The 12,225-nt window shown below is 42.6% G+C and carries 8 protein-coding genes; 5 read left to right on the top strand and 3 right to left on the bottom strand.

The genetic code is table 11. From position 1 onward, the window contains the following. Positions 1-441: 441 nt before the first annotated feature. The gene (locus tag AABK40_RS15935; protein ID WP_338398115.1) at positions 442-789 is read left to right on the top strand and encodes a hypothetical protein; all 348 of its coding nucleotides are present in this window, start codon (positions 442-444) and stop codon (positions 787-789) included. Between the two features lie 752 nt (positions 790-1,541). Next, positions 1,542-2,765, top strand: a complete 1,224-nt coding sequence (locus AABK40_RS15930; protein WP_338398114.1) for a hypothetical protein — start codon at positions 1,542-1,544, stop codon at positions 2,763-2,765. Positions 2,766-2,995: 230 nt separating this feature from the next. Here AABK40_RS15930 and AABK40_RS15925 read toward each other — a convergent pair whose 3' ends face one another. Continuing rightward, positions 2,996-3,691, bottom strand: coding sequence for a hypothetical protein (locus AABK40_RS15925; RefSeq protein ID WP_338398113.1), 696 nt, complete (start codon positions 3,689-3,691; stop codon positions 2,996-2,998). Between the two features lie 692 nt (positions 3,692-4,383). On the opposite strand from AABK40_RS15925, the gene AABK40_RS15920 reads away from it, so the two are divergent. After that, complete coding sequence (locus tag AABK40_RS15920; RefSeq protein ID WP_421953309.1) at positions 4,384-5,157, top strand: Cof-type HAD-IIB family hydrolase; 774 nt, start codon at positions 4,384-4,386, stop codon at positions 5,155-5,157. 152 nt (positions 5,158-5,309) lie between these two features. Here AABK40_RS15920 and AABK40_RS15915 read toward each other — a convergent pair whose 3' ends face one another. Then, entirely contained in the window at positions 5,310-8,699 is a 3,390-nt protein-coding gene (locus AABK40_RS15915) for an alpha-mannosidase (RefSeq protein WP_338398111.1), read from the bottom strand. 354 nt (positions 8,700-9,053) lie between these two features. Here AABK40_RS15915 and AABK40_RS15910 point away from each other — a divergent pair, with 354 nt between their 5' ends. After that, the gene (locus AABK40_RS15910; protein ID WP_332922872.1) at positions 9,054-9,404 is read left to right on the top strand and encodes a cupin domain-containing protein; all 351 of its coding nucleotides are present in this window, start codon (positions 9,054-9,056) and stop codon (positions 9,402-9,404) included. 378 nt (positions 9,405-9,782) lie between these two features. Here AABK40_RS15910 and AABK40_RS15905 read toward each other — a convergent pair whose 3' ends face one another. Next, a complete protein-coding gene (locus tag AABK40_RS15905; protein WP_332922874.1) occupies positions 9,783-10,127 on the bottom strand; it encodes a cupin domain-containing protein in 345 nt (114 codons plus the stop codon). 318 nt (positions 10,128-10,445) lie between these two features. On the opposite strand from AABK40_RS15905, the gene AABK40_RS15900 reads away from it, so the two are divergent. Next, on the top strand, positions 10,446-11,696 hold the full coding sequence (locus AABK40_RS15900; RefSeq protein ID WP_338398110.1) for a redoxin domain-containing protein: 1,251 nt from the start codon (positions 10,446-10,448) through the stop codon (positions 11,694-11,696). Positions 11,697-12,225 lie beyond the last annotated feature (529 nt).

The following is a 12,225-nucleotide window of genomic DNA, read 5'->3' as shown; positions in this document are numbered from 1 at the left end:
TAATATGGTGAAAAAATAATCGCCTTTTTTGCGCTGAAATTTAATGTCGCGGAATTAATTTGGTTGGGTGAACGTATTTGGCTTGTGGCTGAGGATTCGTTTTTGCCGAAATGATCATTTTCGGGCGCTTTCATTTTGAAGATTGTGTAAAAGTGCGGTGAAAAAGGTGGGCAGATTTTGAAACTTGTATTTTAGGCTCTTTATCATTGAAAATTAATTTTGAGCTGTTTCAATCAAGGCTTTTGATAATGAAATATGCTTTTTCGGTAAGTTGGCAAGATGTCGTTGTTTTTTTAGTGTGTTTTGTGAATTTGGTAATCAATGGACTTTGTCGCTGTGGTTTGTGCGATTAAAAAGATCGTAATCGTGTGAATTTAATAAAAATAGCCCCGTATATTTGTAATGTAATCAATTAGCAAATAACACAAATCAATGACAACGATGAAAAAATTCTTATCTATTGCCTTCGCCCTATTATTGACAGCATCTTTCGCTTTTGCAGGTACCAACGACAATGAAGCTGCCAAAGGAAAGTCATTTGTTCGAGTGATTCCTAACTCGAATTCTGAAACTTACAAAGTGTTATACATGGCTAATATGGAGTCTAAAGTAGTGGTTTCTCTATATAATGAAGCGGGCTCACTGGTTGCCAAGACTACTGTAAAAGACAAAGACAACTTCATGAAACCATTCCGTTTCGAGCACATGCCTGAGGGAACTTACACCGTAATTGTAAACGATGGTTTTGGTGTAACCCGAAAATCTTTCGAGCACTACCCATCACACTAATTGATTCATCGGTGAAGGTTGACGCAAGGGCAATGGTGTATTGCCCTCGGCGATTCAACCCGATGGATCATCAGTGAAAAATTCTTAAAAAAACCTCGAATATCGAGGAGCCATAATGCCTTTTAAGGGCATTTTTTTTTGTCCCTACTTTTCTGAAGGACCTGTTTTTTGTGTTCAGCGATTGGTTACAAAATAGGAAGTGCTGTTGCAAATCGAAATGTTGAATGAAAATACGCTTTTACATGGAAAACCTTCTTGTAAATAGTGGTGAAAGGATTGACTGTTTAAGGAGCTATGAAGTTTTACCCCTGGTATTTGCAGCCTGTATTCGCACTACTGGCGCAACCCCCAATGATTACACCATTTTATATTGCCCACGGATTATACAGATTATTTTATTTCGTAAATCGGATACCGCCAACCCAAAGACACTTTACTATTCTTTTTGATGAAGGTGACTTTAAGAAAAGTGGGCATTTTTTAAGGATTGTAGTACCACTCATTTTTTTATCATGCCAAATATTTTCAAATGGTCTAAGAAGATATTTATGGTATTTTTTTAAGAGGTATGCCTTCTCTGCTGGTTTGGGCTATTTTTACATAGTCCGACATATTGATTTTATCTATTATGTAGATGATTTATGTAATTTTACATCATGATAAAACATCAATTTGGGTGATAAAAATGTATATCATTTATTGTCATTACTCATGTAGTTTTGTGCATTATTTAATACCAAACCTACTTTTTGATGAAGAGAACATTAATTTCTTTAATGGCTTTTGCCATACTCGGTGTTACTGCTTGTAACAAAGACCATTCTGATGATCCTCAACCTGTAAACATTGAGAAAAATGTTGATAAGGCGATCACTGCAGTTGATAGTACAGACCATATTCCTGTGGTTGTTGATTCTATATCGACGAATGCCACCACCACGGTAATGGTTAGCCCTGAAATTCCAGCGTATTTGACGCCTGAACTTCCAACGCAAAAAACACCAAAACCGATTTTCGGGAATGAAATCCCGAATAAACTTGTTGGCCCTTCAAAAAGTCAATCTACTCCTTCTCCATTAGAAGCTCCTTTGCTACTTCCTAAATCGGTTGGTAATTCAACACCCATAGCTCACCCCTCACCATTGGTAACGCCGCCATCAAGTGGGAATATGGTACCTGTAGTATCGCAAAAGGTAGTTGAAGGCGTTCAAAGTGGTTTCAGCGGCACGAACAAAGGTCCGGTAATAGAATCGACTTATGGCATTCATGGCGGTCAATCTCACGGAGTACAAGTTGTGCCAGTTAGGACGGTGCAAATGACGCCTCGTCCTGTCATGGTGACTCCACCTCATACGAAACAGGTAGTTCCGTTAGCGATTCCACCTCATACGAAACAGGTAGTTCCGTTAGCGATTCCACCTCATACGAAACAGGTAGTTCCGTTAGCGATTCCACCTCATACGAAACAGGTAGTTCCGTTAGTGACTCCACCTCATACGAAACAGGTAGTTCCGTTAGCGATTCCTCCTCATACGAAGCAGGTAGTTCCGTTAGCGACTCCACCTCATACGAAACAGGTAGTCCCGTTAGCGACTCCACCTCATACTGAGCAGATGGTACCACCCCTCCGACATAAAGCGCCTTATCAGTCACCACAAGCAATGGTAGAACCGCAAAATACGACACAAAGTATACCGATGGCAACACCAACAAAGATAGAGCAAAAGAACCCAACACTACCATCACAAACAGGACGGTTGAAGTCAGGTACTCAGGAGTTTACCGATGCTTATATGCTTCAGTCTTATCATCAAGATGTGAAAGGCGTGATTTCCAAAGGAGGTAAAAAAATTATTGAACAGTCTACTCTGACGCCTGCTCATTTCAATACCAATGCTTACCTTAAGCAGAGTTATAAAGAGGATGTTCACTCTTTGAAGAAACACCCTAAAGGTTCTAAAGGAGCTATAAATTAATAATATTTTTTTTCAGCCTCATATGTAGGTAAATATTAAAAAGTTTAGTCGATTTTTTTTGTAATGGTAGTAAAGCTGACCCATTAATAGTATTATTCTTTTTTGGAGGAAAATATTATTTGTGGTCAGCTTTTTTTGGTTTATAGGGCTGGATTAAATATAAATTTTTCATAAAAAAACAGGGTGCTATATAATATAACACCCTGTCTTTGTATCTGTTCTATGAATGATTAGATTGCTACTTCATTCAATGTAACAATAAGATTATCTTTGTCTTTCGCATTAGCAATTTTCACATAGCCTTCTGAATTTCCATTGATTTCCCCTGAGAATTCCTGAATACCACCCTTTGTAATAACTAATCTTTGTGTTGTAGCTGATGAATTCATAACTCTTACCACTAATCCTAATGAAGGATATACTTTCGAAGCTACTTTTGATGTTGTAGCATCCTTTGAAACGAACTGAACATAATCGTGTGTTTCAAGAGCTTTAGCGAAATCGGTTACAACATTAAGTCCGAGCCCTCCAAATTGTTCAGTATTGGTTACTTCTGGAGTAACTTTAATTGTTAGGTTAGTGGTCAGATCTGCTGATATTGTAAAATCCTGGGCTTCATTTTGAGTGAATTTCACACCATGAGAGGTGAAGTTAAAGTCTGTTAAGGTATGGGCTCCAACCTTCAATACCAATAACTTATCTATAGGCATAGTATATTCCTTCTTGTCAATTTTGAAGGTAACTGTTTTTACATCAGAAAAATCAGCTCTTTGGTTCTCTGCTGATTCAAGATTGATTTTTAAGGTTCCTGTTTGCGCTACAGGAGTTACTTGTTCTTGTTTAGGTTGTGGATCATTTGCTTTGTCAGAACATGAAGTCATAGCGACTGCTGCAAATAAGCTAAGTGCAATAAATACTTTTTTCATTTTGTAGGTTATCTATATGATAAATAAATATTTCAACAAATGTAGGTGATTGTATCACTATAGTTATTTCAGTTATCATTCTTTAAATTGTATTTTCTGGCAAAATATTTTGGTTGAATTTTATCTATATTGGTGGTTTGTTTGTGGTATTATTGGATTTGAATCAATAATAGCTAATAAAAGTTAGAATGTCGTTAAGTGCATTTTGACTTCATTCGAGTGTTGTATATGAAGATAAATGATGTGTTTTTCAATAGTGTCATAATTTTATTTTGATTAATTTTTCTGACAGTCAATAATTGTGATTTCGAATTGATGAAGAATGTAAATGTTTTTCACGTTTATATATACTTTGTTTTTTTAAGACATTTAATCACTATGATCACTTCCTGATTTTTATTCTTTTTAGAATACTTATTTAGGCACCACCCATAACCACAAGATCTCCTATTCCGAATGCTCATTGCTGTTATTTTATGTGCTTGCTGATTTTAGCGTAGCTTGTTGAGAATGAGCAATGATGCCGATCATGAAGATGCTGCCGCCTGCCGTTATTCCGTGAGGTGGAGAAATATTCGACAGCCTATTACGGAGTGTATCGCATTGCGACTTTAGAAACGTGCGCTTAGCATCATTATTGCTTGTGCAGCGGTATGAAGATGCAAGGGAAATATAAAATGCTGGTCTTGGATATGGACGACACGCTACTGAATGATGAACATCAGATTTCGGTGGTAAATCATGAAAAATTGATGGAAGCCCAAAGGGCAGGATTACGGGTGGTGCTGGCCTCTGGTCGCCCTACGCCTGCGATGCTTCAGTATGGTCGCGATCTCAAGCTGGGTAAATATCAATCTCACCTGGTGGCTTATAATGGTGGGGTGATTCTGGACATGGCCAATGAGCAGGAGGTTTTTGCGCAGCAGCTTACGGTGGCGCAGATTCATCAGTTGTATGATTATGCGCAAGAGGCGGGTTTGAACATCATGACCTATACGGCGACGGACATTATTACGCCAAACCATTGCCAGTATGTTACTGTGGAGCAGGAGCTGACCAATATGCGCGTTCATGTAGTGGAGGATTTCAAAGCTTTTGTGCAGCAGCCAGCTGTTAAGTGTATTATTGTTGGTGAACCCGACCGCCTGAAGGCTACGGCTCCTTTATTGCGGATGGCGCATCCCGACAAGAGTGTCGCGATCTCTAAGCCTTTTTTCCTTGAGGTTACTCAGCAGGGCATTGATAAAGCGGCAAGCATTGACCGACTGGCAAAATCATTGAATATTGGTGCTGAGGAAGTGATTGCGGTAGGAAATGCAGGAAATGACCTTTCGATGGTGGAATATGCTGGACTTGGGGTATGGGTTGAAAATGTTGATCCTGCGCTCCGTGACCGTGCCGATGTGATTGTGGCGAGCAATAACGACCATGGTGTGGCAGAAGTTATTGACCGTTTTGTGTTTTAATGCCTCAAAAATTTAAAAATCAAAAGCCCCGCAAATTGAGCACTTGCGGGGCTTTTTTAGTTGTGAACAGCAGGGCGGAGGGCTTATGGTTTCAGCCCTTCAGGCAGCTGTTCGTTATGGATAAATATTGTCCATTAATGAAGTGTCGGGTGCTATTTACCCTGTACCAATTGTTTTTGTGATGGTTTGATGATCAGCGTCTTGATTTCAAATGGGCGGAAAGAAAGTCCGATAGCGGAATCATTGACGGTAATCGGTTCCCCAATGCCTTCATTCATGTTTGCCGAAAACACCTTGGCCGTTGCCTGACCTTCGATGACCAGCTTACACGATGTATGTTTTTGTTCCGTTTCATAAAGACGGACGATCCAGTCTTCACCATTTTCGGCTTTTTTGATGGTCTGCAGCATAATATTTTCAGGCATCCCCGTCAGGAAGGATTCATTTGCGGTACCATTTTGCTTGTTCAGGCTTTCCGTAATAATCTCGGTATTAAACTGTTTGGCTTTCTGAATCACCCGTCCGCTGATGTGGTTCCCCTCGTGTGGCAGAAGGGCATATTTGAACTTTTCCCCACCGTATTCACCAGATTCTTTCTTTCCCCAGGCCACATTTTTTAGCTCTGAGTAGCCATGTTTATGCTGGCCATAACTCAGCACAAGGCGAATGCCTCCTTCTTTCACATTGTAACCATAGCGGGTATTGTCCAGCACGGCCATACCGTAACCTTCATCAGAAATATCGGCCCACTGATGTGCACAGGTCGGTTTTTCAAGCGTATCGTAATCGGCATAACTGCTCCTTGTTACCTCCATGCTTCCCCACTGAATCCCGTGGTTGGCTACTTTGGTGGCAAAATCCATCGGGAAATCCACCTCAAGGTGTTGTTCCTCATTCCAGTCCATATCCGTTTCAAAGGTCAGTTGTTTGTCATCTTTATGCAACACCACCCGTTGCTTGATCGATGAGGCAGCAACCTGGCGTTCGATGGTCAGGCTGGCCATCAGAGAATTTTGTTTATACTGACTGAATTTCGCCTTGGCAGTAATGGTTTGAGCCACCTGCTTTGGGTCGGTAATCGAGCCATCGTTCTTCACCTTGGCCATAGTGGTGCCAGGGTGTACAACTTCCAGCAGACGATTTTGAACCTTGCCAGCAGGAACCAGCTCGCGTTGCGCTTGCTTATCAAAATAGCTGATAATCTCTCCCTGCTCATTGAAGGAAACTTTTACCAGTTCATTTTCCAGCGTTCGGTTTTTGGCCGTCAGAGGCGCCGATTTTAGGGTTGATTTTCCCTTGCGAACATATATTTTCTTAAAGGACATCGGTGCAAAATCATCGATCGCGACCAAAAGCTGTTTCTGGTCTTTTTCAAAAGGCAACTCCTGAAAATCTTCATCCACCAAATGAAATTTACCCGCCACTTTTGGGGCATTCAGTTTCACCAGTCCTTTCTTATTTACGGCGGAAGGATTGAAAAGCAACAGGCCGTCTTCCTCTGCCTGAATATTGGCTTTAATGACTGTTAGCGCTGCATCCCGATGTTTGCGGGCAGCGGCTTCCACCTCCTGAATGGTTACATTGGCTTCCATCAGAACCTCAGGCACAGCCATGCCAGTAATGATGTCGTGGAAGTGCATCACGAGCAGTTTTTTCCAGGTGGCTTTCAGTGCTTCGGCAGGGTACTCGTAACCATATTGCGTGGCCCATGTTCCGAGCGCTTCGGCTTCACGCAGGCGTTGTTCTGCCGCACGGTTGTTCATCTTGATCCCGTTGGCCATCAGGAAAGTCCGCTGAATAAACGGCCGATCGAGTAGTCGACGGTCATAAGTAGGGAATTCGTCTTTTTTGGCCAGCTGAAGGTCGATATAATCATTCATATTCGTCCACTCAATTTTTGGGAAGGAAGGCAGGCTTTTCCCAAGGCGCATCAATTCGAGCTGATCCTCGGTACCGCCGCCACCTCCATCACCCCAACCGATAAGCATCAGCTGTTTGTCGGTAATGTCCTGATCTTTGAATCGCTCCCAGGTGCCACGCGCTCTTCTTGGTCCAGGGTCTGGCGCATTGTAAGTGGTGTATGAGTCTGGGTTCTGAATATGGTGCCCATGTATGGCGTCCACAAAAGGGTATTCCCATGCTGGGGTGCTTAATCCGTTGACAAGAATTTTCGAACCATCGATGCCTTTAAAATTAAAGATGGTATGGTCGAGCTGAGGGACATTTACACGCATGGCCACGAGGTGGTCGAGGCCGAAGCTATTGGCAATTTGCGGCAGGTAGGGCGGATAGCCGAAAGTATCTGGCAAAAAGAGGGCAAACTCTTTGGTTTTGAGGGCATGTTTGTAGTAATCGAGGCCATACAAAAATTGTCGGACGATACTTTCCCCGCCAGGCATATTCATGTCTGTTTCCACATAGGTGCTGCCTTTGGCGATCCACTGTCCCTGCTGAATTTTCTCCAGCACCCGCTCATACAGGTGTGGGTGAAACTCCTTCAGTCGCTCATAATGGTAAGGCGTGGTGAACACATATTTGTACTCAGGATAGCGGTCCATCAGGTAGAGGTTGTTGAGTACAAGGCGCTCAATTTTATCGTCTGTATGGCCGAGGGTCCATCGCCAGGCACTGTCAAGGTGCCCATGCACCAACATATAAAGTGTTGACTGGTGATCAGCCATTTTTTCGATCTTCTCAAAAGAGGCCTTGATGGTTTTCAGGCTTTCGGTAACTTTTTTATTGAAGCCGACAGTTCCCGCAAGGTCAAGGTCGATGGCCGCCATAATATGGTCTGCAAGGTCACGCATTTCCTGATACCCTTTTTCCTCGGGGTACATGATGGATACTGCCTCGATAAGCACACGGGTGTACCAGTACAGCTCGTCCAGTTCAGGGTTACGCTCCACCACGCTGATTTCCTTATATCCACGGGGCATGTCATATACACCGAAGCTTTTCATACAAATCTGCTGTGGGCCCTGCTGATCAAGGATTTGGTTCAGCGACCAGTAAAAATGCTGGCGGGGCAATGCTGCGCGGGATTCCCCGTTCACGTAAATGGTGGTTTCTGGCCAGCCGATCAGTGTTAATTCTACGGGGCGCAGGCAGAAAAACCGCTCGAAGCCTGTTTTGCTTTCAGGGAGTTCGGGGAGTTGAAACCAATAGGTGTTTGTGGTATGGCGCCCGCCAACCAGCTCAGAAGGAGCGATGGTTCTTGCTGTGGCCGATCCGTTATTTTTTTCATTGCCCGCTTTCCAGTCTTCATCAAAAATCACACTGTCCGCTTTCCAGATGGTCTGGTGGCGCAGCTGACTCAATCGGTAGAGGTACAGCACTTCGTGCGACTGAAAAAAAGGATAGGGCATCACGTGGCCATCAAGGGCAAGGTGGCCCCCCTCAAGCGCGAGGTGGTCGCCATCGGCCGCGCGGTTAATATAGTCGAGGGTTTTGGCAGGGACTTGTACCCGTTGGTGATGCGGTGCCTGGGCGATTGCCCAGCAGCTTAAAAAGCAAAGCAGTAGCGTAGAAATTGTCTTCTTCATAGGATATAAAAAAATCTTTGATAGGTCGAATATAGCTGCTGCGTCAGTACAAAGGGTTTCATTTCTTAAATCAGAAGTTAATTATCGGTCCTCTCGGAGATAAAAAGAGCGCTTAACAGAGCCGCAAGGGTAGTGTTTGGCTGTTGTGACCTTGGGGAAGCTATTGCGCTTCAAGTAGATTTTATTGGCGAGTGCACATAAGCGGGAGAAATCGCAGGTCGATTCACCACATTGGTCATGTATGATGCCCAATGATATCCTGTTTTTGTTTTGTTAAAGTTTTGTACATTTGGAACCATGAGCCCCCGCACTGGCATACCGTTGGCGTGTGGGCAAAGGCTAAATAGGAAGACGATGAAAAAAGTTCAGGGCAATAAATTTTATGTAGATCAAGAGCAGGCGTGGGAAGATTTGGGAGAAGGCATTTCTCGTAAAATAATGGGCTATGACAACGCCGTAATGGCCGTGAAAATGCGATACGAAGAAAACAGTATGGCCATTCCTCACCTTCATAAACATTCACAGATTTCGCATGTTTCGGCAGGCAAGTTTGAGGTAACCATAGGCGAAGAGGTGAAAACCCTTAGCGCAGGAGATTCCTTCTATGTACCTTCCAATATGCTTCATGCTGTGGTGTGTATTGAGCAGGGAGAACTGATTGACACTTTCTCCCCATACCGTGCGGAATTCTTAGCTGAACAATAACAGCATAAATAATTAAAAAAGGAGCTGTCGCATGACCATGAAAGTGGGCCACGAAAATTATTGATCAATAATTCATGCCCTATTGTGCAGCAGCTCCTGCTTATCAAAAGTGGTTTTTCTTTCGGGGAAGCACAGCTGTCGCTTGCTCAGGAGAAGCCTGAAAATAGTCATGACGGAAATCCTACGGGATAATGTGCATTATTTTATGAAGCAATTGGTCAGTGCGGTACACTTCAAACCAAACAGGAGGAAGTCAGTGAAAGGCGGCATCTGCGGATAAAATATCAGGTGACCGTTAAGGACTTTGGTCGTGCGCCCCGTAAATACCACTTGATTTTTTACGTTCAGTATTTAAAAGCTACAGCATGGGCTCGCCCCTTAGGTCAGCTCGTCGTCTGCTGCTTCCCAAGCCTGTATTTTTTTTCCTTGCGTAAGCAAAAACAGGCAATCATCCACGGATTCTATAGAATGCATTTCTGCCGTGGGAATGGCAAAATCCTCGTATTGCTGGAGCAGGGTGGAGGAATGCCCATTATTATAATAAAGACTGCCTTCGAGCACCGTCAGCGTAGTGGAAACATTCGTTTTGTGATCATGCATGCTCATGCCTTTATACATGCCCACCACCAAAACCTTAAAACCTTTGCCTTTGTGAAGACACCGCGCAACTGGGCGATTTGAGTGCTTCAAATCTGCCTTTACCGTCTTTATTACATCACTCATTATTTTTAAAAAATTAGTGTTCCCTAATTTAAGGATAATTATGGAATGTTCTGATAAATATATACTTAGAATTGTTATAAAGTCAATCTATTCCCCTCAGATTTCCCCCCCAAACAATCACCAGCGAAAATATTGGCATACTTCGGCTTTTTCAATTTGTTGAACATAAGAGTAGTGAAATTCACAATCATTTTGCATATATTCTGAACTATTCGCCTGTTTTTTAGACTTTCTTGGAGAGGTTTTTGGATTTATCTTCTTGAATATGAGCTTAAACTTTTTTTGGGCGATTTTCCTACTACCATAAAAATATTACAGATGAAAAAAACCTACTTCATAATCCTGTTGGGGGTCATGTTTCTGGCGCAAGCTTGCCAATCTAATGAGAACAGTCCTTGGTCTGTTTTATTGCACCTGCCCAAGCTTCCCGTGAAGCAGGCTTACTTGTTCAAAATGGACATTAACCGTCATCAGAGTTTGATCGATTCCGCACAAATTACCGATGGCTCCGTATCTTTCGAAAATACGAATGCTTCACCGCGGTTATCTTCCTATTTTGTGGGCTTCGACCGCCAATCCAAAGGTGGGGTACCCTTTATGATCCGTAATGGTAATGAGATGGTCATCAGGGTGAAAGGTCAATTCAAAAATGAATATTCTGGCACCTCTTTCAGTAATGAATACAACCATTATATGGCGACCAAGCAGCAGGAGGTTGATGCCATGCTTGGTGTAATGGACCTGATGAACGACACCACACTGACGCAACCAGAAAAGGATGCTGGCCTCAAAAAAATACAGGAGGAGAGCAAACACCGCGAAGGTCAAAAGGTAGAGGTCATTGGGAAAATATCGGATGCTGAACTCAGTGCGGCACTGGCCTTGGAAGAAGTGCTGACCGCAAGTGTCCTCGATCGTGGAAACTTCGAAAATTATGCCGCAGTATTGTCAGATCAGGCGATGGCTACCGATTACGGGCATCGGCTGAAAGAAATTATAGATTTTTTCCCCGCATATGAGCTGAACTATAATGCAGGCGAAGAAGGCTTCGCAGCCATAGAAAAGGGGTATCAACAACTCGATGAGCAGAACAAGCAGTCGGAATTTGGCAAGGCCTTAGCCCTTAAACTGAAAAAATTGCAGGCATTGAAGATCGGAAATGTACCACCAGCCTTGAATGCAAAAACCGTTGACGGGAAGGCGTTTAATTTGAAGCAGGTCAAAGGGAAATTGATTTTACTTGACTTCTGGGCTTCCTGGTGTGGCCCCTGCCGTTTGGCCAATCCACTGTACCGAAAACTGTATCAGCAGTACCATGCGAAAGGGTTTGAGATCGTCAGTTATTCTTTGGATACCGACCGCGGGAAATGGGAAAAAGCCATTCAAAAAGATCAGCTGAACTGGACGAACGTTTCTAACCTGAAAAAGCAGGCTGAAGATGTTAATCTGAGTAACTATCAGGTTTCGGCAATCCCTGCCAACTTACTGATTCAGGACGGGAAAATTGTCGGCAGAAATTTGTATGAAGCTGAGCTTTCTCAGTTTGTTCAAGAACACATGAAACACTAAAAATATTACACGATAAACCACTACCATTTTTTACTCCCTCTTCATTGTGGGGAGCTTGGTATAAAGCTCAGTGAGGAAGCAATTTCCGCTGGGCTTTTTTAATGCATAAAAATCTATATTTTTTACAGGCGTAAGCACCGGTGTAGATTGTGCCGCCCTGTTATTGGGGTGTTTGGGCGGTTGGTGAGTCTATGCAGAAATGTGTGGCTAATTCTTCTTTCACTCAAGTTTTCTCATCAATCTGTAATTTTTACTCATTTTATTTTAATGGTCGTCATGTTTGATGTTAAACCAAGCCCAAAATGGTCAAATTGGGCAGTATGTGGTGGTAAATAATTGATTAGTAGCAGATGTTTAATGGGTTAAATTGCTGGGGTGCTGAATAAGGGAGATTGAATAATGTTGCAATTTGACGTAACGCTTTTGTTTTTGTTTAAATGGAAGTATTTTTATGAAATAAATGTAATAAAAATCCATCTTTTTGACCCTTTTGGGGGTATAATAGATAAAATTAGACATTAATTCGGTC

Origin of the sequence: Persicobacter psychrovividus (assembly GCF_036492425.1) — a bacterium.
GTDB classification, from domain to species: domain Bacteria; phylum Bacteroidota; class Bacteroidia; order Cytophagales; family Cyclobacteriaceae; genus Persicobacter; species Persicobacter psychrovividus.
This window is presented reverse-complemented; position numbering and strand designations above follow the sequence as displayed.